The organism is Collinsella sp. AM23-17 (assembly GCF_003470945.1).
Lineage (GTDB): Bacteria > Actinomycetota > Coriobacteriia > Coriobacteriales > Coriobacteriaceae > Collinsella > Collinsella aerofaciens_O.
Genome location: NZ_QRHU01000013.1, coordinates 31,739 through 58,378, shown reverse-complemented (window position 1 = coordinate 58,378; position 26,640 = coordinate 31,739). Strand labels below are relative to the sequence as shown.

General features: G+C 60.1%; 21 protein-coding genes. 5 read left to right on the top strand and 16 right to left on the bottom strand.

Annotation, left to right across the window (positions count from 1 at the left end):
* Positions 1 to 69 precede the first annotated feature (69 nt).
* From nhaA to DW645_RS06270, 7 genes are all read right to left on the bottom strand, one after another.
* The gene (nhaA, locus tag DW645_RS06300; protein WP_118226885.1) at positions 70 to 1,428 is read right to left on the bottom strand and encodes a Na+/H+ antiporter NhaA; all 1,359 of its coding nucleotides are present in this window, start codon (positions 1,426 to 1,428) and stop codon (positions 70 to 72) included.
* A gap of 267 nt (positions 1,429 to 1,695) precedes the next feature.
* Positions 1,696 to 2,619, bottom strand: a complete 924-nt coding sequence (locus DW645_RS06295; protein WP_118226883.1) for a manganese-dependent inorganic pyrophosphatase — start codon at positions 2,617 to 2,619, stop codon at positions 1,696 to 1,698.
* A gap of 166 nt (positions 2,620 to 2,785) precedes the next feature.
* The gene (locus DW645_RS06290) at positions 2,786 to 3,739 is read right to left on the bottom strand and encodes an ROK family protein (protein WP_233540726.1); all 954 of its coding nucleotides are present in this window, start codon (positions 3,737 to 3,739) and stop codon (positions 2,786 to 2,788) included.
* A gap of 241 nt (positions 3,740 to 3,980) precedes the next feature.
* Positions 3,981 to 4,313 (bottom strand): PTS lactose/cellobiose transporter subunit IIA, encoded by a 333-nt coding sequence (locus DW645_RS06285; RefSeq protein WP_199576444.1) that lies wholly within the window; start codon positions 4,311 to 4,313, stop codon positions 3,981 to 3,983.
* A 9-nt stretch (positions 4,314 to 4,322) separates the two neighbouring features.
* Entirely contained in the window at positions 4,323 to 4,625 is a 303-nt protein-coding gene (locus tag DW645_RS06280) for a PTS sugar transporter subunit IIB (RefSeq protein ID WP_035137700.1), read from the bottom strand.
* A gap of 161 nt (positions 4,626 to 4,786) precedes the next feature.
* Positions 4,787 to 6,130, bottom strand: coding sequence for a PTS sugar transporter subunit IIC (locus DW645_RS06275; protein ID WP_118226878.1), 1,344 nt, complete (start codon positions 6,128 to 6,130; stop codon positions 4,787 to 4,789).
* Between the two features lie 120 nt (positions 6,131 to 6,250).
* Entirely contained in the window at positions 6,251 to 7,651 is a 1,401-nt protein-coding gene (locus DW645_RS06270) for a glycoside hydrolase family 1 protein (RefSeq protein WP_118226876.1), read from the bottom strand.
* Positions 7,652 to 7,955: 304 nt separating this feature from the next.
* Between DW645_RS06270 and DW645_RS06265 the strand changes: the two genes are divergently transcribed.
* Both DW645_RS06265 and manA read left to right on the top strand, forming a co-directional pair.
* Entirely contained in the window at positions 7,956 to 8,675 is a 720-nt protein-coding gene (locus DW645_RS06265) for a GntR family transcriptional regulator (RefSeq protein WP_158568693.1), read from the top strand.
* 68 nt (positions 8,676 to 8,743) lie between these two features.
* Complete coding sequence (manA, locus tag DW645_RS06260) at positions 8,744 to 9,682, top strand: mannose-6-phosphate isomerase, class I (protein WP_118226872.1); 939 nt, start codon at positions 8,744 to 8,746, stop codon at positions 9,680 to 9,682.
* 240 nt (positions 9,683 to 9,922) lie between these two features.
* Here the strand turns inward: manA and DW645_RS06255 are convergent, their stop codons facing one another.
* The 4 genes from DW645_RS06255 to DW645_RS06240 form a co-directional block, all read right to left on the bottom strand.
* Complete coding sequence (locus tag DW645_RS06255) at positions 9,923 to 10,690, bottom strand: hypothetical protein (protein WP_118226870.1); 768 nt, start codon at positions 10,688 to 10,690, stop codon at positions 9,923 to 9,925.
* On the bottom strand, positions 10,678 to 11,700 hold the full coding sequence (locus tag DW645_RS06250; protein ID WP_118226868.1) for a hypothetical protein: 1,023 nt from the start codon (positions 11,698 to 11,700) through the stop codon (positions 10,678 to 10,680). The genes DW645_RS06255 and DW645_RS06250 overlap by 13 nt, the downstream gene beginning before the upstream one ends.
* 472 nt (positions 11,701 to 12,172) lie before the next feature.
* Complete coding sequence (locus tag DW645_RS06245) at positions 12,173 to 15,064, bottom strand: ATP-dependent helicase (RefSeq protein WP_118226866.1); 2,892 nt, start codon at positions 15,062 to 15,064, stop codon at positions 12,173 to 12,175.
* 356 nt (positions 15,065 to 15,420) lie between these two features.
* On the bottom strand, positions 15,421 to 16,401 hold the full coding sequence (locus DW645_RS06240) for an undecaprenyl-diphosphate phosphatase (protein ID WP_118226864.1): 981 nt from the start codon (positions 16,399 to 16,401) through the stop codon (positions 15,421 to 15,423).
* A 249-nt stretch (positions 16,402 to 16,650) separates the two neighbouring features.
* Here DW645_RS06240 and DW645_RS06235 point away from each other — a divergent pair, with 249 nt between their 5' ends.
* The gene (locus DW645_RS06235; RefSeq protein ID WP_117583590.1) at positions 16,651 to 17,088 is read left to right on the top strand and encodes a universal stress protein; all 438 of its coding nucleotides are present in this window, start codon (positions 16,651 to 16,653) and stop codon (positions 17,086 to 17,088) included.
* A 221-nt stretch (positions 17,089 to 17,309) separates the two neighbouring features.
* Here the strand turns inward: DW645_RS06235 and DW645_RS06230 are convergent, their stop codons facing one another.
* The 4 genes from DW645_RS06230 to purH all read right to left on the bottom strand — a co-directional run bounded on the left by DW645_RS06230 (position 17,310) and on the right by purH (position 21,802).
* Positions 17,310 to 18,353, bottom strand: coding sequence for a sensor histidine kinase (locus DW645_RS06230; protein ID WP_117797524.1), 1,044 nt, complete (start codon positions 18,351 to 18,353; stop codon positions 17,310 to 17,312).
* Between the two features lie 9 nt (positions 18,354 to 18,362).
* On the bottom strand, positions 18,363 to 19,034 hold the full coding sequence (locus tag DW645_RS06225) for a response regulator transcription factor (protein WP_118226862.1): 672 nt from the start codon (positions 19,032 to 19,034) through the stop codon (positions 18,363 to 18,365).
* 177 nt (positions 19,035 to 19,211) lie between these two features.
* Positions 19,212 to 19,943, bottom strand: coding sequence for a hypothetical protein (locus tag DW645_RS06220; protein ID WP_118226861.1), 732 nt, complete (start codon positions 19,941 to 19,943; stop codon positions 19,212 to 19,214).
* Positions 19,944 to 20,194: 251 nt separating this feature from the next.
* Positions 20,195 to 21,802 carry a bifunctional phosphoribosylaminoimidazolecarboxamide formyltransferase/IMP cyclohydrolase gene (gene purH, locus DW645_RS06215; RefSeq protein ID WP_117797527.1) on the bottom strand — a complete coding sequence of 536 codons (1,608 nt, stop codon included), beginning with the start codon at positions 21,800 to 21,802 and terminating at the stop codon, positions 20,195 to 20,197.
* A 277-nt stretch (positions 21,803 to 22,079) separates the two neighbouring features.
* Here purH and DW645_RS06210 point away from each other — a divergent pair, with 277 nt between their 5' ends.
* Positions 22,080 to 22,721, top strand: a complete 642-nt coding sequence (locus DW645_RS06210; RefSeq protein WP_118206253.1) for a GNAT family N-acetyltransferase — start codon at positions 22,080 to 22,082, stop codon at positions 22,719 to 22,721.
* A gap of 452 nt (positions 22,722 to 23,173) precedes the next feature.
* Here the strand turns inward: DW645_RS06210 and DW645_RS09945 are convergent, their stop codons facing one another.
* Positions 23,174 to 25,120, bottom strand: a complete 1,947-nt coding sequence (locus tag DW645_RS09945; RefSeq protein WP_158564553.1) for a DUF2207 domain-containing protein — start codon at positions 25,118 to 25,120, stop codon at positions 23,174 to 23,176.
* Between the two features lie 508 nt (positions 25,121 to 25,628).
* On the opposite strand from DW645_RS09945, the gene gluQRS reads away from it, so the two are divergent.
* Entirely contained in the window at positions 25,629 to 26,633 is a 1,005-nt protein-coding gene (gene gluQRS / locus DW645_RS06195; protein WP_271728931.1) for a tRNA glutamyl-Q(34) synthetase GluQRS, read from the top strand.
* The last annotated feature ends 7 nt before the right edge of the window (positions 26,634 to 26,640 follow it).

Here is a 26,640-nt window from a genome sequence, read left to right as displayed (position 1 = left end):
CGTCCCCATTGACTAAAACGCCGCTTGTGATGGTGTCCACAGGCGGCGTTTTCAAACTTGTATATGCTTTTACTTGTCTTTGGGCGCGGGGTGTTTGCAGACCACGCTCATGTAGATCATACCGAGCACGGCGGCGGTGACCGAACCGGCAAGGATGGCGGCCTTGGCAGCCAGAACCTCAAACTGGGCCGTCGGGAAGGCAAGACCGCTGATGAGAATCGACATGGTAAAGCCGATGCCGCCCAGAATGCCCACACCGGCAATCATGTGCCAGTTGACATTGTGCGGCAGCTCGCAGACCTTGAGCTTGACCAAGGCGAACGTCATGCCAAAGATGCCGATCGGCTTGCCCAGCAGCATGCCAAAGTACACGCCGAGCGTCACCGGGTCGGTGAGCAGCGTGCTCATGTCCACGCCCACTAGGCGAACCTGTGCGTTCACGAACGCAAAGATCGGAAGAATCACAAAGTTGACCGGCGTGGAGATCAGACGCTCCATGCGGATGAGCGGCGGGGTGACGCGGTGCATGACGCGCTCGACCTTAGTGGTCGAGACGGTAAAGTCATGCTGGCCCAGGATGTGTGCCTCGTCATCGTAGCGGTCATCGAGCAACGGCAGGCACTCGCCCAACCAATCGGTGAGGCTATCGAGCTTGACGCCGCACTTGGCCGGAATGGTAAAGGCCAGGATGACGCCGGCGAGCGTGGCATGTACACCGCTCTTGAACATGCAGAACCACAACAGCAGGCCCAGTACCGAATACGGGGCGAGGCGGTAATGCTGCGTCTTGTTGAGCCACACGAGCGCGCAGGTCACCAGCGCGGCGGCGCCCAACCAAAACGGATTGGGGCTCTGACCGTAGAAGATGGCGATGGCGGCGATGGAGATGAGGTCATCGGCGATGGCGAGCGTCGAGAAGAACACGCGCACGCCGTTGGGCACGCGGTTGCCCAAAAGCGACAGCACGCCCAGCGCAAAGGCAATATCGGTTGCCATGGGGATGGCCCAACCGTTGCGGGCGCCGGCATGGTTAAAGATCAGGTAGATGCAGGCGGGAACGACGACGCCACCCACGGCCGCCAGCATGGGAAGCATGGCCTGACGCGGATTCTTGAGCTCGCCGACCGTCATCTCGTACTTAAGCTCAATACCCACCAACAAAAAGAAAATCGCCATGAGAAAGTCGTTGACGAAAAGCTCAACGGTGAGACCGGCCGTAAGGTTGCCCAGACCCACATACAGCGGGGTCTCCAAAAAGTGATGGATGGCCTCGTAGGCATCGGTATTGGCGCAAATGACGGCGGCGATGGCGGCGAAGACCATGACGGCGGCGGAAATCGTGCCGTTCTCGGCGATGCGCTCCCAGATGTCGTGACGCTCAAAACGCTTGCGCTCACGGACGTTGAACAGCTGCTCGGGTGCTGCCATGGGCGGCTCCTTTCACGGGAAGGCTCCCGTCTTAAAAAAGCACGGCCCGCCCAAGTGGCGGCGCCGCGCTCTAACGTATTACGCTTGCATCTAGCCTACCCTGCACGACAAGCACGCAGGCGTGGCCGAAAAGCGGAACCACAGGTTGAACATTATTTGCCCAACGGCACGGGCACGCCTGTCCAAGAGACGACGCGGCACCATGCACAAAAAACGACCGGAGCGCGGGGCGTCCGCGATCCGGTCGTGGCGTTTAGTGAACTAAACCTAGCAGGCGGCCATGATGGGGGCAGCGACCTGCTTCTTACGGGAGAGGACGCCCGGCATCCAGACGCCGTCGTGCTCGTCGGCAATGCCCAGGCCCTTCTGAGCGGCCTCGGTCTCGCCCTCGAGCAGGACCTGCGAGCCCTCCTCCATGATGTCGGTGATGCACAGGACAATGCCGTCAGCGCCCTTCTCGGCAGCGTAGGCGCGCATGGCCTCGCGAATCTCGTCGATCATGCCGAGTGCGCGGGTCTTGTCGACAGTCTCGTACTGGCCGATGAGCAGCTTCTTGCCGGCGGGCTCGAACATCTTGATGTCGTTGCCGACCATCTCGGCAGCGGTAAAGGAGCCGGACGGACGGGTGAGGAAGACCTCCATGCCAAACTTGACCGGGTCGACGCCCACCTGCTCGCCGAGCTTGGCGGCGACGGCGCGGTCGACATCGGTGGTGGTGGGGCTCTTGAGCATGAGCGTGTCGGTCATCATGGCCGAGAGCAGCAGCTTAGCCTGGACGTCGGAAAGCTCAACGCCGAGCACGCCGGCGAGCTTGGTGACGATGGTGCAGCTGGAGCCCCAGGGCAGGCAGATGTAGTGCAGCGGGCCGGCGGTCTCGAAGTCGCCGATGCGGTGATGATCGACAACGCCAAAGACCGTGGCGTCCTTAAGGCCGGCGACGGACTGGGCAGACTCGTTGTGGTCGGTGAGGACGACGAGCTGACCGGCCTCGACGGACTCGATCACGCGGGGCTCGGCGATGCCGGCGTCGGCGAGCAGCTTGGCGGACTCGGCCGGAAGCTGACCAAGGGCGCAGGCCTCGTAGGTGTTGCCGGCATACTCAACCTGGTTGAGCAGCTGGGACAGGACGACGGCGCTCATGATGGCGTCGTTATCGGGGTTCTGGTGACCAAAGACAAGAACGTTTGCCATGGATATCCTCCACTTGATATGTGTACTTGGACGTAGCTATGGTAGCACGCCGATGCCGAGCCTTCGCAGACGGAAGGGTCACGGCATATTTTGGGGCAGGCATGGGGGCCAAGACTGTCCCTTTTGCACCGTGTTGGTGCAAAGTAACCTGACCCCCTTGCACCAGCTATTTACCGGCGGCGCGCAGGGCTACGTAGGCGGCACCGATGATGCCGGCGTCGTTTCCGAGCGAAGCGACCTTAATGGGCGTCTCGCGCGAGGCAGAGAGCGCGTACTGCTTAAAGTGCTCGCGAACCTTGTCGAGATAAACATCGGCCGAAGCGGACGCGCCGCCACCGATCAGGAACATCTCGGGGTCGACCACGTTGGCGATAAGCGCCAGGGCGCGGCCAAGGTAGTCGGCCATGGTGTCGGCTGCGGCCAGCGCGAGCTTGTCGCCCTCGCGGCAGGCCTGGAACACGTCCTTGGAATCGGAGGGGCCGGTGAGCTCAATGGGCTCGACGCCCGCCTTCTTGCACTCGGCAAGGTAGTTGCTCACCACGCCGGTGGCGCTGGAATACTGCTCCAGATGGCCATGGCCGCCACAGCCGCAGGTGCGCTCCTCGGCCGGGTTCAGGCACATGTGGCCAATCTCGCCGCCGGCGCCCACAACGCCCGATACCACGTCGCCGTTAACGATAACGCCGCCGCCCACGCCGGTACCGATGGTGACCATCACCACGTTCTGCACGCCCTTGGCAGAACCGAGCCAGGCCTCGCCCATGGCAGCGGCGTTGGCATCGTTCTCATACTTAACGACCGCATCGGGGCAGTGCTTCTGAATGGCGACCCTCAGCTCGGGCAGGTTAATGGCAATGTTGGCCTTGACCTTGGCATCGCCCGACGCCGGGATGGGACACGGAACGGCCAGGCCAATGCCCGCCACAAAGGCACGCGGAATCTGTGCCTTGGCGACCACCTGGTCGATAGCCTCGGTCACCGCGGCAAAGCCCGCGGCGTCAACGATAGGAGGCGTGGGCACGCTGGCCTTGGCAAGCAGGTTGCCGTCCTCGTCGAACAGGCCCTCCTTAACCGAAGTGCCGCCGACGTCGATGCCGATGTAGTACTGCTTAGGTTCCATGGGAGCCCACCTTTCTCGTTTAAACATTGCCTGTATGGTACCGCTCTCAAGGCAAAAACCTACCAAAAAGGGACAGGTTTGTTTTGGCAGGTTTTATCTGGGGTAACGCAATTGGCTGCCCAACAGGCCGCGCAAGACCATCCCCAAAAATAAAGGCGCCGGGAGGCGGAGGCTCCCGGCGCCCGTCAAAGGGACTATGTTGTCTGTTGGACCGCACGGTCCGTCGCGGCGATAACGCCGACTAGGCCTGAAGTACCTGCAGCTGCTTGTGAATCTCGATGAGCTCCGTCGCCATGACGCGCATGGTCTCGGTACCGGCCATCTGGTCCTCGGCATGCAGCAGAATCAACGGGGCCTCGCCGTTACGCTCGCCGTTGGCCTCCTTCTTCAGAAGCCCCATGTGAACATCGTGGCCACCGTTATAGGCCTCGTCGCCCTGCTTGATAAGCTCCTCGGCGGCGTCAAAATCGCCCTCCTTGGCCTTTTGCACGGCATTGATGTACATGCTCTTGGCGGTACCGACGTAGCTGATGATCTCGAAGCAGGTCATCTGCAGTTCGTTCATATCCTCCATGCGGAGCACCTAGCCCATCACGCTGACGCAGTGGTCGATGATGCCGGCAGCGTTCATGCGGCCGTAGTCGACCATGTTGATGACCTCGACCGGAAAACGACCGGCGGCCTCCTTCTCAAAATCGCCCTTGGTGTAGCCGATCTGCGGACCAAGCAGCAACATGTCGCACTCGTCCAGGTGATCGTGGGCCTCGTTCATGGGACGAGCCTCGACCTCAATATCCAGACCACGGTTTGCAACCTCGGCCTGCATCTTCTGGACCAGCAGGCTCGTGGACATGCCGGCATTGCAGCAGAGCATGATCTTCTTCATGGTTTCCTCCTTATAACTGCGCGGCGCGCAGACGACAACTGGTTGTATTCCTTGCGGCTATTGTGCCCGCTCCCCTGTATCTTTACGCAAGGGAGAGAGCCGCGGGCACCGGCACCGCGTACCGGCGCCCGCAAAGGTGAAAGGGACGAACGTTAGGCGTTCTACTCGGCGAGAGCCTCCTGCTTGGCGATTGCCTTCTCGGAAATCTTCATAAAGGGCAGGTAGACGGCCATGCCAATGACAATCTCGAGAGCCTGCCACACGCCGGCGCGCCAGTCAAAGCCCGTAGCGAGCAGGGCATTGATGACGGGAGGCATGGTCCAGGGCACCTGGGCGATGCAGGGGCTGATGATGCCTGCGCAGGTAAGGCCATAGGTGATGCCGATGAACAGATCGGGAAGAAGGACGAACGGGATCATGAGCGGCAGGTTGTACACGATGGGGTAACCGTAGATAACCGGCTCGTTGATGTTGAACAGACCAGGCAGGATAGCCATCTTGGAAACGGTCTCGGAAGCCTTGTTCTTGGAGAACAGGAGCGTGTCGAGCAGAAGCATGAGGGTGCAGCCCGAGCCGCCGATGAGGGCGAAGCTGTTAACGATCTGCATGTTCATGTAGTGATCGGGCTGGATGGTGCCACCGGCGGCAAAGGTAGCCATGTTGTCGACGATGAGCATGGTCAGGATCGGCTCGACGGTAGCGCCAGAGATGGTGGACTGGTGAATACCGACGCAGAACAGCAGGTTAGCAAGGGTGTAGATGAGGATAACAGCCCACGGACCGGCGTTCATGATGCTCTTGAGCGGGTTGGAGATGCACGTGGAGATGATGGTGCACAGATCGGTGCCGGCGCACACGGCGAGCAGGGCTGCGGCAAGAGCGAAGATCGCGAGGTTGAGCAGCATCGGGATCATGACGTTGAAGGAGTTGGAGACCGCGGGAGGCACGCCCTCGCCCAGCTTAACCTTGAGCTTCTCGACGCCAGAAATCTTGATGAAGAGCGAGACGGAAAGCAGGGCGATGATAATAGCCGAGAACAGACCGTTGGTGCCGGTGTTGGCAGTCGAAAGGGCGCCCGTGACCTCGGCGGAGGTGATCTTGTCGGTGAGCAGCGGGCTCGTGGCGGCAAGCGAGGCGGTGATCTGCTGCGGCATCATGATGACGAAAGCAGAGATAGCGACGACCACGCAAGCAAGCGGATTATCGAAACGCTTGTTCTTAGCGAGGCTGTAGCCAATCAATCCGGCCAAGATAATGGCAGAGACGTTGAGGGTGCCCAGCGTAATTGCCGAACCCCACGTCTGAAGGTTGGCAAGGCCCGCCGCATCGAGCGGGAACAGAGGGAACACGACGTTGTTAATAAGAACCGCGATACCCGCAAGGATATAGAGCGGCGTGATGGTCGCGAAGGCGTCACGCAGGGAACGCAGGTGAACCTGGTTTCCCACCTTCGCAGAGACCTCGGCAAACTTGTCGAGGAAGCTCTTTCCGTTGTCACTGGCCATGATTGCTCCTAACTTTCAAATCCGGCCTTTTCCTATGCGCACGGTGGTCTGTCGCCCTCTGCCACCAGATGTGCCATGTGTTGCGCGCAGCGGCGCGCGGTCTGGGCGTTCGCCCGTTCGCTAATCAACCACGTGAGTCGTGGCGACCTGCTTGAGCCAAGCTGCCGACTTCTTAAGGCGGCGCTTGTAGCCGTCCATAAGGTCGACCTCGACAAAACCGTAACGGTTCTTAAAGGCATTCGCCCAAGACCAGTTATCGATGACGGCCCAATAATGGTATCCACGGCACTTGGCGCCCTCGGCAATTGCCTTGGCAACCCACTCCAGGTGCTGGCGTACAAAGTCGACGCGGTAGTCATCCTGGATGGTTCCTTCGGCGTCTCGGTTCTTGTATTCGTCCATGATGCCGATGCCGTTCTCGGAAACGAACCACTCAAGATCGGGGTAGTTCTTAGCGCAGTCCATGCCAAAGTCGTAGAGGCCCTGCGGGTAGATCTCCCAGCCGCGGCTCTCGTTCATAACGGCGTCGGGCCACACGTACTCGTCGGCAAAGTGCGGCAGACCGTACTGGTCGATCTTGCTCGCCGGCGCCTGAACGCGCGTGGGGTGGTAGTAGTTGCAACCGAGCCAGTCGACAACACCCTGCTTAAGAATCTCTTGGTCGCCGGCACGGAACGGAAGCTTAACGCCGCCCTCGGCCAGGCTGTCGAGCACGTCGGCGGGAAGCTCGCCCTTGGTAATGAGGTCGAGCCACCAGCGGTTGTTGATGCCGCTGGTCATACGCACGGCCTCGAGGTCCGCCTCGCTGGGGTTCTCCTTGGTGTAGACCGGGGTAAAGCAGTTGATCATGCCGATCTTGGCATCGGCGCGAATAGCGCCCTCGTCATAGGCGCGACGATAGTTGGCCACGGCCAGCGCGTGCGCCAGCGAGATGTGATACTGCACGGTGCGGGCGCGGTTGAAGTCGTGGAGCTGCGGGAACCACACGCCCTCCTGATAGCGCTGCTCGGGCTCGACGATGGGCTCGTTAAAGGTGAACCAGTACTTAATCTCCTGGCCAAACTCGTGGAAGGCGACGTCGGCGTAATGTGCGTAAGCCTCGACAACCTCACGGCTCTCCCAGCCGCCACGGTTAAAGAGGTAGGTGGGCATGTCAAAGTGGTACAAGTTGACAAACGGCTCCAAGCCGGCTTCGCGAGAGGCGCGGAACAACTCGTGATACCACGCGGCACCTTCCTCGTTGAGGTTGCCGTCGGCATCGAGCAGACGGCTCCACTGGATGGAAGTGCGATAGGTATCCAGACCCAAGTCCTTCAAAATGCGAAGGTCTTCCTGGTACTTGGCCATAAAGTCATTGCCGGCGTAAGAGCCAACGCGGTTGTAGAACGAACCCAGATCCTGGATGGACCAGGTGTCCCACAGGTTCTCGAGCTTGCCGCCCTGGTTCCACTGACCCTCAGTCTGCGGGCCGGACATAGCAGCGCCAAAGAAGAAGTCGTTGGGCAGCTGATACTGTGCCATCAAAGTCCTCGCTTTCGTGTTCTAGAGCTTCCGGTTGGAGACGGGTTTGCTTTGGCAGGTTATCCGGCGCGGGCGCGCACCGGCCATACCGATATCCAACCCGCCAAAACAAAACCGTCCCCAAACGGTCGATCCTGTTGTGCGGAAGGATTCCGTTCGTTGCTTAAACTATAGCGCTCTAATTTTAAAAGTAAAGCGTCTTTTTCTTTTTTCTTTCTCGAACTTCTTAGATAAAAGTAATATGGATGCCCTGTTGAGGGTTATACTTACTTTTTGTATTCATATATGTCGGAAAGGAGGTTCCATGATTCCCAAATACGAGGCGATAGCTGCAGATATTCGTCGAAGTATCGAGGATGGCGCTCTTAAACCGGGCGACAAGCTTCCCACCGTCGTTGAGTTCTGTGAGCTCTATAGCGTTTCCAAAATCACTGTCAAACGAGCTATCGAGCAAATCACCGAGGAAGGTCTAATTACCAGCCGTCGTGGATCGGGTACCTACGTTAAGGACACGGCGGGGCTTCCCGGCCAAGCGTTTTTCCAGGGCAAAAACGACCGTGCCCAGGGTTTTTCGTATGAGCACCGCGGGGAGAAGGTGACCTCGGTGGTCTACGATTTCTCGATTGTTAATCCACCAGCGGACATCGCAGCCCAGCTGGGAATTGCCGAGGATGACTTTGCCTATCACATCGTGCGCGTGCGTCAGGCCGATGAGAAGCCCATCGTTATCGAGTACACCTACATGCCCCTCGAGCTGATTCCGGGCCTTAAAAAGAAGGACCTGTACGGATCGGTCTACCACTTCATCCGCGAGCAATGTGGGCTGAAGATTTCGAGCTTCCACCGTACCATTCGCGCCGTGGCAGCAACCGAGGAAGAAGCCGAGCGCTTGGACACCAAGCCTGGCTCTCCCCTGCTCGAGCTCACCCAGATTGGCTTTTTGGACAGCGGCGCCGCCTTTGAGTATTCGGTCTCGCGCAACGTTGGCGACCGCTTTGAGTTGCACAACGTAACGTTGGCATAGGTTTTTGTAGTCATCCGGGCGCTCGCTTTGAGCTGTTTTGTGCAGCGCCCGCGCAACACAATGGGGGTATGAACATGTCCGATTTGATTAAGCTGACGCCGATCTTCCACGAGAAGATCTGGGGCGGTCGCCAGCTCGAAACCGTATTTGGCTACGACATTCCCGATGGCCCCATCGGTGAGTGCTGGGCCATCTCGGCCCACCCCAACGGCGACTGCCAGATTGCGGAGGGCCCGTATGCCGGCCACACGCTGTCGTGGCTGTGGGCCGAGCATCGCGAGCTCTTTGGCAACTGCGAGGGCAAGGAGTTCCCGCTGCTCATTAAGATTCTGGACGCCAAGGACGACCTTTCGATCCAGATTCATCCCAACGACGAGTACGCTGCCGAGCACGAGAACGGTAGCCTGGGCAAAACCGAGTGTTGGTATGTGCTGGACTGCGAGCCCGACGCCACGATCATCGTCGGCCAGCGTGCCAAGGACCGCGCCGAGGCCGCACAAATGATCGAGGAAGGACGTTGGGACGACATGCTCAACGTGTTGCCGATTCACAAGGGCGACTTTTTCCAGATTGATTCCGGTACCGTGCACGCCATCAAGACCGGCACGCTCATTTTGGAGACGCAGCAGTCGAGCGACGTGACGTATCGTCTGTACGACTACGACCGTCCCGGCACTGACGGCAACCTGCGCCCGCTGCACATTGAGCAGAGCCTCGACTGCATCGACTTTGATGCTCAGGCTCCGACCGACGGCACGGTGACCGCGCCCGAGGTGGACGGCGTGACCGAGCTCGAGTCCAACCCCTGCTACACCGTCGATCGCGTGCGCGTCAACGGCAGCAAGACCCTCGACCAGCGCTGGCCCTTCATGTGCCTGTCGGTCATCGACGGCGAAGGCACCGTCTGCGGCGACCCCGTCCACAAGGGAAGCCACCTGCTGGCCCCGAGCACCGTCAGCTCCATCGACCTCGAAGGCAAGATGGAACTGATCATCAGCCACCTGTAGGCCACCGGTCCCCAAGCGCTCGCCGGGACGGGGCGCGGGGTTTGGTCGCCTGCTCGGACAGTCCTGCTCGCACGGAGAGCACATTAAGTGCTCTCCGGCTCGTGCGGAACTCGCGATCGACCAAACCCCGCGTCCCGTCCCGGCGAGCCTCTGGCTAGTTACGACAATCAAAAAGCAACAAGGGGCTCCCCCGCTCATCAAACGGGAGAGCCCCTCACCATACATAACGAATCAAGGTGCCTATAGGTAGACCTTTTCGAGAAACGATAATGTGTCCTGAAGACGCGCTCTCTCTTTACGATCGGTCTGCCGATTTACATAAGAAGAAAAGTCCGCAAAGAAGTCTCCGGCATCAGCCCTCATTTGCTCTATTAGCTCCAAGCGAGCCGAAGGCGGCAACAAACCCGCAAGTCGAACAATATCCGAGCGATGCTTTCGTCGATCTTTATCGTTGCAATGGCGCCCTTCTTCATAGCTCCTATTGATATCAATGTGTGCACGCATCTTGAGGGGAATGATATGGAGCGCATCGAGCAACGTAATGCCCTCTACGTTCGTTGCGTTGTCGCGAATAAATTCGTAGTAGCCATCGTCGAGAATAATTGCCGAAAGACTTGATACGGCCTCGTCAAAGGAAAGAGGTGCCACTTCGCTCGTTTCATCTTCGAGCACAAAATCAGGATGTCGGGCAAATAGCTCAATTTGGCCGGGATAGTCTAGGACTTGCCTTGATCCTTCGGGCAAACAGAACCGATAGTAAGTGCACCTTCCATCGCCGACCTTTCCAGTCTCATATCCGGCAGCTTTGATAAATGCCCACAATGCAGTGGCGAATTCAACGCCTTTCCCATCAACAATTACGACGACATCCAAGTCTTCAGTAGCTCTAAACGAATCGCCCTCATTGTCAAATAGAACGCTGCAGGCCCCTCCACCAATAAGGACGTAACCGCCTTTACAGCCGCTCATGGCATCGGCAAATCGCTCTATTCCCCTCACTTTTGACATATCGTCCTCCTGAGCTGTTCGACCGCGTCGAGCAGACGATCTTCTTTGTAATCTGCTTTTGCGCAAGCAACGTATAAGGAAAACGGGTCGACACACTGCAAACCCGTCGCGTCAAAACTAATATCGGACGGCGCGTCCACGGGATACGACCAGACCTCAATCACAACTGCCGCCGGTTCGTACCACTGAGCCTCCAGCCATCTGTCGCCCATATGCTCTTTCAAGGCCTCTAGCTGATATTTTTCGAGAGCAATGGTTGGAGCAGAGTCTTCATGGGCAAGGTCGGACATATAGCTAAGGGCAGACACACCGGAAAGCAGCGCATCAACGGCACGTAGCTCTGTTCTCTCGATAACCTTCTTGAGCCGGATTCGCTCTAAAACTGGCGTGCGAAGATAGTCCTCAAACCCATCTAGCAACGTCTCGGTCGACAGCCCGGCGTCACACAATATACGCTTTTTGCCGTCCCGCATAATCAACCCAGGAGCTATAGCGGCGATTTCCGAAAGATAGCCGCTGACGCTAGCCGCGCTTTTGCCACACAGACGCGCTAGGTCGCCGGCGGAGCAGTCAACCCATCGTCCCGCAATGAGATTTAGGACGATTCGTTGAGATTGGGACGAAAGCGGAGCAGCGGGAGAAGCACCCAGCACTTCATCGGAAATAACGGCTCCGATAAACGGCAGGAACGCATTTCGCTCATCTCGGATATATGCGATTCCCTCCGAAGAAAGCGCGCGCATAAAACCTAAATCCATAGCATCCCAGCAAATTGCCACCGGACGAGCATCTAACGTACGCACTGCATTGACGAGATTTCGCGCCGAAATGACACTGGGCGGTTCTTTAGGTTCCGCAACAATAAAACGGCCCTGCTCAGACATGCCGAGCCGTGCCAAGCGAAGCGAATACCGCTCAAGATACATGCGAGGAATCTGCATCTCAACTGGCTCCGGGTCGATGGCGAGCTCTAAAGAGAAGAGTCTTTTTGGGAGACAATTTAGCAGCATGTCCAATCACCCTTTTCATTTCAGTTACATTTTAGTAACTATCTGAAATTATACTGAATCGTATAAAACGCTCAATCCCTAAAGTCATAAGAAACAATCCAAGCGCAATAAAGAGGCTCCCCCGCTCATCAAATGGGAGAGCCCCTACTCACATCTATTTTTCTATCAGCCCACCCGGCTCTCCAGATCAAAAAGCGAACGAGAAAAGCGACGTTCGTCCAGCAACGTTACCCAAGGACCTGGGCGGGCGTATGGGGCAACATCGATCGCGAGTTCCGCACGCAAAGGAGGCCACTTAATGTGGCCTCCGTCTTGCGCAGGACTGCCCGAGCAGGCGATGTTGCCCTATACGCCCGCCTAGCCGGATGTACGGGTTTTCCAGGTGCGGCAGATCGGCCTGAAAGAGGAGGGCATAGACCTTGAGGTCATGCCCGACGATTGAAGGCCGAGGTGCCGTGCCTGGGAAAGCCGCCTAGGTCAGTTTCACTATAGGAGCGAAGCCCTTCATAAGCTTTTTGGTCTGGCCGGTTTTTTCGAACTGGACCTCGATCATGTCTCCGGCGACCGAGATCACGGTACCCGTGCCAAAGGTCTTGTGGCTCACGGTATCGCCCGCGGCAAAGTCCTGCGACGCGCTGGCGCGATCAACCTTGCGCTCCACCGTCGGGGACACCTTGGACGAGGGCTTTTTGGCTCGCGGTGTGCCCGAGCCAAAGGTCGAGGCAACACGGCCAGCGTCGGGCGAGACCCCACGATGGCGCTCGGTCCCGTAACTGCTGCCACCAAAGAAATCGTCAAAGCTCGATCCGCCACGCGAACCGGAACCGCCGGTCGAGCGCGTATGCGAACCAAATACCTTGCCGCCATACATATCCGAACCCATGCCCGAGCCAAAGGTGCCGTGACGGTCGCCGCGCTTCTCCCAACCCGTGCCTTCAAAACCGGCAGAACCGATACCGCTAAACTCGATATCCTCAAACGGAATCTCGTTGAGGAAGCGCGAGCGCGGGTTGGCAGAGGTCGAGCCGTAGGTGCGACGCGTGGCCGCATAGGTCAGGAACAGGCGCTTACGGGCACGCGTGATGGCGACGTAGGCCAGGCGACGCTCCTCCTCGAGCTTGCCCGGGTCATCGCTGCCGCCAAAGTCGTGCACGTGCGGGAAGATACCCTCCTCCATGCCGGCCACGAACACCGCCGGGAACTCCAGGCCCTTGGCGGAGTGGATGGTCATCATGGTAATGGCATGCGTCTCGCCGGCCAGGGAATCCAAGTCGGAGCGCAGGGCCAGCCACTCCATGAGTGCCGGCAGCGCCTTACAGGTGAGCGGACCGTAGGTGCGCTCAATCTCGTCGGCATGCACGGCACCCGCCGGCAGCTCCGTCGGCGCGGCATACGCGTTGCCCGCGATGGCGGCGGCCAGGGCATCCTGCGGTGAGAGCGCCGGGGCGGCTAGGCTATCGAGCGGATTGGAACCTGCGGCATCGCGCGCGCCGACAAGTGCCTCAAACGAGGATGCCGGGGCAGATGGCCCCGGTTCGGGCGCAGGCGCGCTCACCACGACGGGCTCGGGCTCGGCGCCGGCAGGCACGTCGGCAACACCGGCTGCGCGCAGCTCTTCCAAGCTCTCGAGCGTACCCTCGATATCCTCGTGCGTCTCCTCAAATTCGGCAGCGACGCCCAGGAATTCCTGGATGTTCTCGGCGCGGCTCTCGGACTCCATGGTGCCCTCGGCGCGAAACGCCTGCAGTAGGCCCGTCTTATCGACAATCATCTCGACAACGTCCTTGAGCTCGCCGTCCATGCGGCGGCCCTCGCGCACCAGCGAGACAAAGCTCGACAGGCCGTTGCGCACCTTGGCGCTAAACATGCCGGTTTCGGCGCACGCGATCTCGCAAGCCTGGAAGAACGAGCAACGGTTGTCGCGCGCCAGCTGCTCGATCTTTTGGATCGAGGTGGAGCCGATGCCACGGCGCGGTGTGTTGATGACGCGCTTGACGCTCATCTCGTCGGCCGGGTTCACGATCATCTTAAGGTAGGCCATGACGTCGCGGATCTCGGCACGGTCGAAGAATCGCGTGCCGCCCACGATCTTGTAGGGCACGCCCGCGCGCAGGAACATATCTTCGAGGATACGCGACTGGGCGTTGGTGCGGTAGAAGACGGCGATGTCGTCGTAGCTCGTGCCTTTGGCATGCAGCTTCTCGATCTCGCCGGCAATCCAGCGGCCCTCGTCGCGCTCGTCGCTCGCCTGGAAGGCCTGGATCTTCTCGCCATCGCCCTCGGCCGTAAACAGGCGCTTGTCCTTGCGCTGCGAGTTGTGGCGTACCACGGCGTTGGCGGCGTTCAGGATATGACCCGTAGAGCGGTAGTTCTGCTCCAGCTTGACGGTCTTGCAGTCTTTAAAGTCCTTCTCAAAGTCCAGGATGTTGGTGATGTCGGCGCCGCGCCAGCTATAAATGGACTGGTCATCGTCGCCCACGACCATGAGGTTTTGGTACTTGGCGGCCAGCAGGTTGGCGATTTCGTACTGGACGTGGTTGGTGTCCTGATACTCGTCGACGCTAATGTAGCGGAAGCGCTCTTGGTACTTATCGAGCACCTCGGGGCGGGTGCGCAGCAGCTCAAGCGCGCGCACGAGCAGGTCGTCGAAGTCCATCGCATTGGCGGCGCGCAGGCGGCGCTCCAGCTCCAGGTAGACTTGCGCGGCCTTTTTGTCGTTGGGGCTATCGGCGCTCTTGAGCATGTCCTCGGGCCCGATCATGGCGTTTTTGGCCGAGCTGATCTTGCTGCGGATCATGTTGATGGGGAACTGCTTTTGCTCGATGCCGAGCGCCTGCATAATGTCACGCACCATGCGCTTTGAGTCATCGTCATCGTAGATGGTGAACTGACCGGTATAACCCAGCAGGTCGGCGTCCTCACGCAGCATGCGCACGCACATGGCATGGAAGGTGCACACCCACATGCCGCGGGTGCCGCTGGGAATGAGCGCCGCCAGACGCTCGCGCATCTCGGCCGCAGCCTTGTTGGTAAACGTGATGGCAAGAACCTGCCAAGGCTTAACACCCAGGTCGCCGAGCATATGTGCGATGCGGAAGGTCAAGACGCGGGTCTTGCCCGAGCCGGCGCCGGCGAGCACCAGCAACGGACCCTCGGTGGACAGGACCGCCTCGCGCTGGGCGGGATTAAGGCTGTCGATGTCGACGAGCGGCTTGGGTGCCGGCGCGGGAGCGTCGTAGATGTCGAGCGGAACGAGCTCGGGCTCCGGCGCAGCAGGGGCGGCATATGCATCGAGCGGCACGGGTTCCGGCACAGGCGGCACGGGTACCGCGGCGTTCTTTTCCCAGGGCAAGGGCTGGGTCATGGGCGACTCCTCATCTGACGAACGGCGCGCCTGCGGGCAGCGCCATAGTTTGAGCCGTACCAGTATACCGAGTCGCGCGGACACCGACGCAAATCACACCACGACTCCGTGCGCCACCGTCAGGCCCACCCCGGCGAATTTGGTGCAAAGGTGTCAGGTTAGTCTGCACCACGTTGGTGCAAAGAAACCTGACCCCAATGTACCAATCACGGAGCCACCGATGTCATGGCAACGGTAGCGAGCGGCGGCCAGGGCGAACAAATTGGCATGAAAAGAGGACGGCATAGACCTTTTGGTCATGCCGCCCTCTTTGAATGACAAGTTGTCGCCCTGGCCGCCGCGCAGCGTCGACTAAGTTAGAGGCCGAGCATCGGCTCCAGAACGAAGAAGTATGCGAGCACTACGATGCCCAGGATGATGCGGTAAACACCGAAGCACTTAAAGTCGTGACGGCGGACGAAGCCCATGAGCCACTTGATGGCGATGAGCGAAACCACAAAGGCAACAACGCAGCCCACGCCCAAGATGGCGATCTCGTTGGTGCCGAACGTGCCGCCCTTGATGAAGTACTTGACCAGCTTGAGCGCACTCGCGCCAAACATGACAGGGATGGCCAGGAAGAACGTAAACTTGGACGCCACCGAACGCGTGCAGCCCAAAAGCAGGCCACCGATGATGGTAGAACCGGAGCGAGACGTACCGGGCACCAGCGAAAGCACCTGGAAGCAGCCGATACCCAGCGCAGTCTTCCAGCTCAGGTCCTCGAGCGTGGCGATGGAGCCAAAGTCGAGATTCTCGTCATCGTCCTCATCCTCAGCGGTAGCCGTGGCGGGCGCGGCAAAATGCGCACCGGCGGGACGTCCGCCCGCCACCACAGCACGCGAACCAAACGAACCAGCAAGAGCAGCCTGGTCGCGCTTGCTCGCGCGCCAGTTCTCGATCACGATAAACAGCACGCCGTACACAATGAGCGCCAGCGCCACGACGGGAGCGTTGTAGAAATGCTCCTCCATCCAGTCGTTGAGCGGCAGGCCGATCGCCGCCGCAGGAATGCAACCGAGCACAATCTTGCCCCACAGCACCCAGGTGTCGCGACGGCCCTCCTTGCCCTTGCTGGGCGAGAACGGGTTGAGCTCGTGGAAAAACAGCACGCAGACGGCCAGAATGGCGCCGAGCTGAATCACGACCAGGAACATATTCCAGAACGTCTCGCTCACGTTCATCTTGACGAACTCGTCCACCAAGATCATGTGACCCGTCGACGAAACGGGCAGCCATTCGGTGATGCCCTCGACCAGGCCCATGAAGGCAGATTTTAGAAGCTCGATAATATCCAAAGGGACCCCCTCGTTAGACACCCGCCGGTAGATGTTCTGCGGACGATGCAGGCGATGTCCCATTATCAACCGTTGGCGGTGCGACCGCGCCTACCCTTACCAAAAAACTCGCCCGTTCACAGAATTGCGAGCAGTTAAACCGAAATCCTTGGGTATAACTGCAACAAGATAAAGTGTCCGGCGGTCAACGCACCCGCGCCCGCCCGACGCACGAGCCCCGCGCCCGTGCGATAGACCAAGGAGGAAACCATGAACGAGGGCTACACCAAGGTATTTGTTTCACTCGACGGTACTGAGCAGCAGGATTTTGTGCTCGCACGCGCCATCAAGGTCGCCGCGAACAACGGCGCCAAGCTGATTATCGGCCACGTTATCGATTCCACGGCGCTCGAGAGCGCCGGCTCCTATCCGGTCGATTTGGTCAACGGTCTGGAGGAGGCCTTTAAGAACTCCATCGAAAAGCAGCTCGAAGAGGCCAAGGCCAATCCCGATATTCCCGAGGTCGAGGTCATGATACGCGCCGGTCGTATTCGCGAGACGCTCAAAGACGAGATGCTCGACGTGGTCAAGCCCGACCTGGTGCTCTGCGGCGCTCGCGGCCTGTCCTCGATCAAGTATGCGCTTCTGGGTTCGATTTCGACGTTCCTGCTGCGCAATACCGACTGCGACATTTTGGTCGTAAAGTAGCGTTGCTCCCACCGGCCGCGGGGCCTGCGGGGTTTCCACGGGCACGTCCTCGCCGCGTTGCGGCTGCGGGATGTGCCCTTAGGAAACCCCTCCCGGCCCCGCGGCCTTCGCAGCCTTACTTCAGCGAGTTGGCTGATAAAAGATGGCGTGCCGCCCCGTTTGGGGTGGCACGTTTTGTTTGGGCTGCACGTTTTTGTTTGGGCGGACGTCTGCCGCATGCGTTACTCGAAATATTGAAACTTATTCGTTGAGAAGGAAAACGTTACGACAAAGCCTTCGCCGGAGTCGGATGCTGCGGTGACGTCGATGCCCATCTTGGAGCACAGACGCGCCACCAGGTAGAGGCCGATGCCCGTTGCGCGCTTGGTGGTGCGGCCGTTGTCGCCGGTAAAACCTTTCTCGAACACGCGCGGCAGGTCGGCCGCGCTCACGCCGCAGCCGTTGTCCGCGACGGTAAGCTCGATGCGTTCGCTCGCCAGGCCCTCGTCCAGCAACGCGCCCGAAAACACGATCTTTGCGCCGTCCTCGCGCGCATATTTAATGCTGTTCTGGATGAGCTGACCTAAGATGAACTCCAGCCACTTCTCGTCGGTAAAGACCTCGAAGTCGAGGTTTTCGCACACCGGAGCCACGTGCGCTGCAATGAGTTCGCGCGCGTTGGCCTTAATCGCACCCGTCACCAAGGTCTTGAGATCCCAGCGGCGAATCAGGTAATCGCGCTCCACGACTTCCGAGCGCGCATAGTACAGTGCCTGGTCGATATAGCGCTCAACGCGAGCCAGCTCGCGACCCAGGTCATCCACACGCGACAGGTCGTCTTCGCTGCCGTCTAGGTTTTCAAGAATCAGATGGGCCGCCGCCAGGGGCAACTTGGCCTCGTGGACCCAGCTCTCGATATAGTCGCGATAGTCATCGGTCTGACGTCGGCCTTCGGCAACCTCGTCGCAGGCAGCCTTGCCCACCCGGCGCAGGACCTCGTACTCGAGCTCGCCCTCGGCATAGGTTGGGCATTGCACCATCTCCTGTACCCACGCGGGACTTTCCAGCTCCTCGGCTGCACGCTCCAACTGGTGCAGAAAACGACGACGGCGCGCATATTCGATCACGATACCCAGCATGCCAAAGATAAAGGACACACCGACCGCCACGACCACGATAGATGCCGGGGCCCCGGCAACCATCAGCACAAAGCAGCTCAGCAGCACGCCGCACGTCCACACGGCGACGGGCAACAGCGCATCTTTAAAGAACTTGCCAAACGACATAGCTGGCACCTAGACCGAATAGCCCTGGCCGCGATGCGTGGTCAGATACCCCTTGACGCCGATCTTGTCGAGCGTGGTGCGCAGGCGGTTGATGTTGACGGTGAGCGTGTTGTCGTCCACGAAGGCATCGGAGTCCCACAGGTCCTGCATGATGGCCGAGCGCGAGACAATCTTGCCCGCGCGGCTCAGGAGCAAAGAGAGGATGCGCAGCTCGTTTTTGGTGAGCTCGGTGCTGTCGCCGGTTGCCGCGTTGGTGACCGCGGAGCGGGCGAGGTCGAGCTCCAATCCCTTGTGGACGAGCGTGCTGCGCTCGCCTGCCGCCGCGGTGCGACGCAGCAGTGCGTTGATGCGCGCCACGAGCACGCGCGCGCTATAGGGCTTGGGAACAAAGTCGTCCGCGCCGAGCGTCATGGACATGACCTCGTCGATCTCGGTCGTGCGCGACGTGAGGACGATGATGGGGACCTCGGATTCGCGACGAACCTCGTGGCAGATGTGCTGACCGTCTTTGACGGGAAGCGTCAGGTCGAGCAACACCAGGTCGGGCGCGGCAGCGAGAATATCGCGCGAGACGTGCTCGAACGACTCACAGGCCTCGACCTCAAAACCGGCACGGGCAAGGATGCCGGCAAGCTCGCGACGAATGGGCTCGTCGTCCTCAACGATATAGATCAGCGCCATGGATTCCGCTCCCCTCCTGGTTGTCTTATCCCATTATGACCGCGAAGCCGCAGGTACGCGCCCCACGCGGCACCAAGGTGACAGAACTGTTCGCGAACGAAAGCGTTCGAATCGCCCCTCGCTCGCAGCGGGCGCGGGGATCAAATGATTAAATAATCCCCGTCCCAGAAAAATCATTTAGCGGCGGGCGCGAAGCTTTTCGTAGCCGTCGGCAAAGAAGGCAACCGTCTCGGCATCGGACTCGGCGACGTCAGCGTCGGCGGCAGGCACCACGCCGTGCTCGTCGCTCACCAGGAACAGCGCGCCCTTGAGCTGTGCGGGAATGTCCACGCGCGTGACCGGGATGCGCTTGGTCTGGGCCAGCTGCTCGATGAGCGTCGCCGTGCCGCACAGACACTCGTCCGCCGGCGCCACAAAGGCCAGCTCGCCGTTGTTGACGGCAGCTAGCAGCTCGGGCGCCACGCCGGTTTCGTCGGCCTCGGAGCGGGCCTCGGCGGAGCGGGCACGCAGCGCCTTGGCCGAAGTATCGGCCAGCGGCTCGTACTCACCCACCGTCATGGCGGCATTGCCGTTAACGTCGATCACCAGCATGAGCACGCCGTCGTGCGCGGTGTAATCGCCCTCGGCAAGCGACCACTCAACGTGCTGCTTGGCCCAGCTGAGCATGTTATGGGTAAGCGGCTCGCCCTGCACCAAGCGCTCGGACAGCGCGCGGATGTGACGGTTGAGCATGGGCACCTTTTTGTTGGACATGCGCCAACGGCAGATAAGCGCGGGCTTGTCGAGCGTAAACTTCTCGACCGCCTCCTGATTGGCGCAAAAGTCCTCGTACGCACGCTGGTCCTCGGCATTGCCAAACAGCTCTGCATCATCAATCTGGGGCATGGTCATACCTTTCTTGTTAGTCATTCCGTCCTCTTATACCAAAAAGACGGCCCTCCAAACGGAGCGGCCGTCTTTTGCAGAGATTATTTTAGAAACGAAGCCAATCCAAGGGACGAGATAACATCCCATCCTCCCCAGTCAACCTAACAGGTCGGCGAGGGTTGCCCAGGTGCCGCAGATTGCCGTGAAAGAGGAGCGACGCGTACTTGGGTACGCGAGCGACGAATGAACGGCAAGGTGCGGTGGCTGGGCAAGCCGCAGCGCCACCTCCCTACTTAATGGCGGAAGTGGCGCGCACCCGTGAAAACCATAGCAATATTGTGCTCGTTGCAGGCCTGGATGCTCTCGTCGTCGCGCTTGGAGCCACCGGGCTGGATGATGCAGGTCACGCCGTGTGCGGCAAGCACGTCGACGTTGTCGCGGAACGGGAAGAACGCGTCGCTTGCGCAGGCAAAGCCGCCCTTTTCCACGCCCTCGCGCTCGCAGAAGTCTTCGGCACGCTCGCAGGCCAGCAGCGCAGAATCCACGCGGTTGGGCTGACCGGGGCCCATACCAATGCCAGCCTTGCCCTTGGAGACCAGGATGGCGTTGGACTTAACGCCCTTGCAAACCTTCCAGGCAAACTCAAGCTCGGCCATCTCGGCGTCGGTGGGCTTGCGGTCGGTGGGGAACGTAAAGGTCGCGGGATCCTCGGTCACGTGGTCAACTTCCTGCACCAGCATGCCGCCGTCGACGGAGCGCAGCTCCACCTGGGCGCCGTGGTCCACGCCGCCGGTAGCCAGCACGCGCAGGTTGGGGCGCTTGGTCATGCGTTCGAGCGCCTCGGCAGTGTAGCTCGGGGCGATGATGACCTCGACAAACTGCTTGTTCTGGTCGGCGAAATGCTCAACCAGCTCAAAGGGAACCTCACGGTTGCAGGCGATGATGCCGCCGAAGGCGCTCTTGGGATCGCAGGCGAAAGCGCGGTCGTAGGCGGCCGTGATGTCCTCGGCAACGGCGGAACCGCAGGGGTTCTGGTGCTTGAGGATCACGCAAGCCGGCTCGTCGAACTCGCGGACCAGGTTCCAAGCGGCATCGGCGTCCAGATAGTTGTTGTAGCTGAGCGGCTTGCCCTGGATCTGCTCGGAGCCCACGAGCGGGAACTGCGAGCTCGCGGTGTTCTCGCAGCCCTCGGCAAAGCGGTAGACCGTAGCCTTCTGCTGAGGATTCTCGCCATAGCGCAGATCGTCGACCTTCTCCAGCGAGATCTCGAGCTTGGCAGAGGTGTCCGCCACGTCGCTTGCCTGGGCGGCAAGCCAACGGGAGATAGCCGTGTCGTAGGCGGCGGTAGTCTGGTAGACCTTCACCTGCAGGCGGCGACGGGTGGAAAGCGTGGTGCAACCGCCAGTCTCGCGCATCTCGGCCAGGACGGCATCGTAGTCGGCCGGGTCAGAGATGACGGTAACGCTCGCAGCGTTCTTAGCGGCGGAGCGCAGCATGGAGGGACCGCCAATGTCGATGTGCTCGATGGCATCCGCAAAGGTGACCTCGGGGTTGGCGACGGTCTTCTCGAACTCGTACAGGTTGACGACGACCAGGTCGATCAGCTTAATGCCGTGCTGGGCGGCCTCCTGCATGTGCTGCTCGGAATCGCGGCGGGCCAGCAGCGCGCCGTGAACCTTGGGGTGCAGGGTCTTAACGCGGCCGTCCATCATCTCGGGATAGCCCGTGAACTCCTCGATGGGGGTTACGGGAACGCCCGCGTCCTCGATGGCACGAGCCGTGCCGCCCGTAGAGATGATCTCGACGCCAAAGTCATCGACCAGCGTCCGTGCGAAATCGACGACGCCCGTCTTATCGGTAACCGAGATCAACGCGCGCGCGATCTTCACATCAGATCCCATGCAGTCCTCCTGTCTGGTACGCCGCCGTGCTCTGTGAGTCGGTGATACGTCGATCTGCAGCGCTCGCGCAGCGGCATTGAAAATACTGATTCAATGTAGCGCATCGAGCGCATCGATGCACCCCGCAACGGGCGCATGTGCAGAAAAAGTTTGCGAGCAGAGGGGATGGGCACGGCACCGGGCACGGTGAGTTCATGGAACACAGGGGCACCATAATTAGATGCCAATAGCGTGGTAGAACTGTGCTCGATATGCATCCGCAAAAGAAAGAGGCACCATGGTCTCGCGGGTTCTCTACCGACCGTTTGATACCGAAGACTTCGACGCCATCGCGCTGATTCTGCAGCAGCTTTGGCATAACAATTCGGATAACGATGAGTACAACCGCCTTGAGGCCGCATGCGACCTCGCCTATTGCCTTTCGTCCTCGACGTTTTCGCAGGTTGCGGTAATTGACGGCGAGGCGCGCGGCATTGCGCTTGCACGCGCAGGACAGAGCCCCGGCGTCACTATCAACGAGCATTGGATGGATACCGAACGCGCGTTGCTGTCGCAGATGCGCGAACTGGAGCCCGATGCCTGCGCCGAGTATCTCTCGTTTGTGCGCGCAACCATCCGAACCAACAACCGCCTGCTCGAGAGCAGCCCATTGCCGCACGACAACGAAGTCACGCTGCTCGCCGTCGATCCCGATGTCCATGGCCTGGGCGTTGGCTCGGTGTTGCTCGATGCCGCTGTCTCGTACCTTTCCTCGCGCGGGGCGACAAGGGCGCACCTGTACACCGACTCCAACTGCTCGTGGAAGTTCTACGAGCTGCACGGCTTTAAGCGCACGGCCACGCACCGCGCCAACCGCGAAGAGCGTCGTCACGACATGCCGCGTGAAAGCTTTCTCTACGAACTCGACCTAACAGCCTAGCCCAAGCAGCCACACCTGGTCATTTAAGAACGTCCCCAATGACTGATCCCCAACAACTAGTCATTTAAGTCTGTCCCCAATGAGTGGCCTAGGGGGTTTGTAGATAGCCCTGGTCAAAAAACATCAAATATGAGTACTGTTACCTTTTTAGTAGCAGCGATTTGGGGCATTTTTGATGCTTATAGGCATGACGACCAGCTGCACGAGCTGACATAACTCCCCAAATGTTCAATAAAATGGGCTCCTAACGAGAAGTACTCTCATTAGGAGCCCATTATTATGTGCAAACATATGTGACCAACGCAGCAACAGTACTCATATTTGGCATTTTTTGTCCACTGTCCCTTGCGCGAAGGTCCGCAGCGGAAAGTTTGACCCGTTTCGATGCACAAAAATGGGATGAATCTTCCCTGGCAACCGCCCAGAAAGATCCACCCCAAAGCAAGCGCTCGCTAGAACGTTCCGCCGCCGCCTCCGCCGACGCCGCCACCGCCGCCACCGGAAAAGCCGCCGCCGCTGCCGCCGCTCGAGCTATCGGAACTCGAAGCCAGCTCGCGGATGGTCTCGTGATACACCTCGTTGAACGAATCGAGCGGAGACTCGTTGCCGTAGTGATGGTAATACCACCAGTAGCAGGGGTAGTTGTCGTAGAAATCGTCGCTGTTGCGCAGATCCGCAGGCACTGCCTCGGCCAGCTGTCGCAGCACTTCTTTCGAAACGCCCAGGGCAACGCCCATCACCAGCAGTTTGTTCCACAAGATTAGGTCGCTGGGGATAGCCTCCTTCAGGCGCGTAAAGTCCTCGAGCCAATGCTTGAGCGCCTTGCAGCGAGCCGCCACCTCGGCGCCCTCCGGCGTGTAACGGCGGAAGGTGCAGCTCAGGACAAAGCCCACGATCGTAACGGGGATCGAGATCATAGCGGCACCGACGTTGGCATCCGCAAAGTCGGTATAGAACAGAGAGCCCAGAATGCCAAAGACAATGATGATGCCGAGAACCAGGCCGGCCACCATCGCGATAGTGCCATCCGATGCAATAAGCTCGCGCGCCTCCAGCTTGCCCTTAACTGTGCTCTGATAGTCCTCGAGCTTGTCGCCAACAGATGTGGTGCGCTCGCTAGCGTACTCCTCCAACTCGCTAAACGTGCGCGAACGGACTCCGTCCTTATCGGGCTTAACGCCAGCAAAGAAGACCTTGAGCACGTCGCGATCGATGCCGTCCTTCTTGGCAGCCTTCCAGGCCTCGTCGGTCACTGTGATGCGATACGTCTGCTCCTCTTTTTCGCGACGGAGCAGACCCTTCTTCTTGGTCTCGGTCGCTTCTTCCAGCTTGATCACGCGGTCGTCGGTGAGCTTCATAAGTGTGGCGATATATGCCTGATCGGGCACGTCGTTCCAGCTCATGAGAGCTGCAAGCACCGCGGGATGGTCGGCCGAGGGCACATCGCGGAAGTACTCGTCCTGGAAGAGTGGCTTGGGCTTGGGCCTGCGCAGCTTAAGCATCACGATCACACCGGTATAGGCAACCGCCACGACAACACACACCACGGCAATCGCGCCGGCAACCGCACGCGCGTGCTCACGGCGAGCGTTGGCCTCGTCGGCCCATTCCTTCTCTTCGCTCAGAATCGTCGACATGCGCTCTTCGCTCGAGGCGGCGAGCTGCGGCACCCAGTCGTTGGGGAAGGCGATGCGTGCCTCGGCGAATTCTCCCTCATGCACGCAGGGAATGGTATAGGTGACCATGGGCTCGTCCGCATCGAGTGACACGTCGCCCGTCAGCGGGCCGTGGCCCCATGCGCGGAAGTTATCGCCCTTGACGGCGGCCGTCCCGGCAGCGGCATTTGCAAAGTAGACTTCCATCTCGACGTCATCGGAGTCCGCAGACCAGCCGTCACCCACAAATTTCCAGTAGAGCTCGGCGGTATCGGCCCAGTTCATAACCGCACCGGTCATGGAATAACTCACGTAGTAGATTGCGCTGTCGCCGCTCTCGTGAGGGCTGAACACCTTAATCTTTACGCCGTCGTCGGACTGTTCCACCGTGTAAACGCCGTCGTCGCCTTTGTTTGCGCTGTCGACCTTGTTAAACGCAGTGTCGTCTTCCTCGACGCTTAGCACATTGACGACCACCGAGCCGCCTTGCTGGTTAGAGCCTGTATTGATATCCCAATACACGCCGTTGATGTCGTCGTCGAAATCGAACTGGCGTCCCTCGACAACGGTCAGCGAGCCATCGGCCTCAACCGTGGCGCCGATGTAGGTTTGGCTCATGGAGTAGCCGTCGGCGTGCGCGGCGGCAGGCAGCAGCAACAACGCAAGCGCGACGAGTGCGCAGACGGAAGCGAATCGCGCAAACAGGCGGCGCTGCCGACAGGGCTGGGCAACGGGGGCGTTCATAGGCACATCCTTTGTCTGTGGTACCAGTAGCGTCATTGTCCCACGTTTGCGGGCTCATGTGACGAACATCTAGGCCAGCGGAGTATCAAACGGGACGAAAGTCACGTCCACGGCCGGCACTTGGGGACGTTCCTTATCTGCCGGCAGTCTGGGACACTCCTTGCCATGGCCCGCGCCAGCAGCAGACACCACTTCACAGCTCCGTCACAGGTGTAGCGGCTTTGTGTGGGCGCGGCATGCGCTGATTGAGCCGCCAGTTGAGGGGCATAAAGCAGTTGAGCGAAAACGGTTTGCCCCTTTGCCGTCCGCTCGAGGATCATGTCCCCCTTTTCCGCGGAAACCCCGGCAGTTGCGAAGAGCTGCCGGGGTTTCTGTCGTTTGAGGGCTAAATTGATTGACGACGATTAAGGTGCCGAGCCGGTGGTCCGGCACGCGCAACGCGCGGCCTCAGCAACTTGCAGGCCACGGCAGCGTCTCCCCCACCGCGCCCCGCGCTATACTCGTCCGCATGGACATCAACGCACGCAACATAGCAACACCCGCCGCCGACGCGCCAACGACGCCGGCCGCTCCCGCGCCCGTCGTGGGGCGCTTCGCCCCGTCGCCCTCGGGCCGTATGCACTTGGGCAACGTGTTCAGCTGCCTGTGCGCATGGCTTTCGGCCCGCAGCCAGGACGGCAGCATCGTGTTACGCATTGAGGACCTGGACGATCGCTGCAAGCGCCCGGAATTTGCCGCCCAATTGATTGACGACCTGGCCTGGCTAGGGCTGGAGTGGGACGAAGGCCCCTACTACCAGCACGACCGCCTGGACCTGTACGAGAGCGCCTTGCGCCGGCTGAAAGACGCCGGCCTCACCTATCCCTGCTTTTGCACACGCGCCGAGCTCCACGCCGCGAGTGCACCGCACGCGAGCGACGGCACGCCCATCTACCGTGGTGTCTGCCGAAGTCTTTCGGCCGAGGAGGTGGCCCGCCGCAGCGCCCTGCGCGCCCCGGCCACACGTCTGTGCGTGCCCACCGTCGACGACCTCGCAGACGACGTGATCGAATTTGTGGACCGCACGTACGGGGCCCAATGCGAGGCGCTCGCCACCGAGTGCGGCGACTTTTTGGTCCGCCGCAGCGACGGCGTGTTTGCCTATCAGCTAGCCGTGGTGGTCGACGACGCCGCCATGGGCGTCACCGAGGTCGTGCGCGGATGCGACCTGCTGGGGTCCACGCCGCGCCAGATCTATCTGCAGCACCTGTTGGGACTGCCCACGCCGCACTACGCACATATTCCGCTGCTCATGGCACCGGACGGCCGCCGCCTTTCCAAACGAGATCGCGATCTGGACCTGGGCGAACTCCGCGCCCGCTTTGGCACGCCCGAAGCGCTGCTGGGCTGGCTCGCCGGGCAAACGGGCATCGCGCCGGACACCACGCCGCGCTCTGCCGAGCGGCTGGTCGAGCACTTTAGCTGGGATGTTATCCGCGCGCACCGAGAGAACATCACTGTAACGGCCGAGTAGCCAAATA

Coding starts and splice junctions, on each gene's coding strand:
- DW645_RS06295 (WP_118226883.1), bottom strand. CDS start 2,619: ATGGCAAACGTTCTTGTCTTTGGTCACCAGAACCCCGATAACGACGCC.
- DW645_RS06225 (WP_118226862.1), bottom strand. CDS start 19,034: ATGGCGCTGATCTATATCGTTGAGGACGACGAGCCCATTCGTCGCGAG.
- DW645_RS06280 (WP_035137700.1), bottom strand. CDS start 4,625: ATGAAGAAGATCATGCTCTGCTGCAATGCCGGCATGTCCACGAGCCTG.
- DW645_RS06275 (WP_118226878.1), bottom strand. CDS start 6,130: ATGGCCAGTGACAACGGAAAGAGCTTCCTCGACAAGTTTGCCGAGGTC.
- DW645_RS06270 (WP_118226876.1), bottom strand. CDS start 7,651: ATGGCACAGTATCAGCTGCCCAACGACTTCTTCTTTGGCGCTGCTATG.
- DW645_RS06255 (WP_118226870.1), bottom strand. CDS start 10,690: ATGTCAAAAGTGAGGGGAATAGAGCGATTTGCCGATGCCATGAGCGGC.
- DW645_RS06285 (WP_199576444.1), bottom strand. CDS start 4,313: ATGGAGGATATGAACGAACTGCAGATGACCTGCTTCGAGATCATCAGC.
- gluQRS (WP_271728931.1), top strand. CDS start 25,629: ATGGACATCAACGCACGCAACATAGCAACACCCGCCGCCGACGCGCCA.
- DW645_RS06245 (WP_118226866.1), bottom strand. CDS start 15,064: ATGACCCAGCCCTTGCCCTGGGAAAAGAACGCCGCGGTACCCGTGCCG.
- manA (WP_118226872.1), top strand. CDS start 8,744: ATGAACATGTCCGATTTGATTAAGCTGACGCCGATCTTCCACGAGAAG.
- purH (WP_117797527.1), bottom strand. CDS start 21,802: ATGGGATCTGATGTGAAGATCGCGCGCGCGTTGATCTCGGTTACCGAT.
- DW645_RS06250 (WP_118226868.1), bottom strand. CDS start 11,700: ATGCTGCTAAATTGTCTCCCAAAAAGACTCTTCTCTTTAGAGCTCGCC.
- DW645_RS09945 (WP_158564553.1), bottom strand. CDS start 25,120: ATGAACGCCCCCGTTGCCCAGCCCTGTCGGCAGCGCCGCCTGTTTGCG.
- nhaA (WP_118226885.1), bottom strand. CDS start 1,428: ATGGCAGCACCCGAGCAGCTGTTCAACGTCCGTGAGCGCAAGCGTTTT.
- DW645_RS06265 (WP_158568693.1), top strand. CDS start 7,956: ATGATTCCCAAATACGAGGCGATAGCTGCAGATATTCGTCGAAGTATC.
- DW645_RS06235 (WP_117583590.1), top strand. CDS start 16,651: ATGAACGAGGGCTACACCAAGGTATTTGTTTCACTCGACGGTACTGAG.
- DW645_RS06220 (WP_118226861.1), bottom strand. CDS start 19,943: ATGACTAACAAGAAAGGTATGACCATGCCCCAGATTGATGATGCAGAG.
- DW645_RS06290 (WP_233540726.1), bottom strand. CDS start 3,739: ATGGAACCTAAGCAGTACTACATCGGCATCGACGTCGGCGGCACTTCG.
- DW645_RS06230 (WP_117797524.1), bottom strand. CDS start 18,353: ATGTCGTTTGGCAAGTTCTTTAAAGATGCGCTGTTGCCCGTCGCCGTG.
- DW645_RS06210 (WP_118206253.1), top strand. CDS start 22,080: ATGGTCTCGCGGGTTCTCTACCGACCGTTTGATACCGAAGACTTCGAC.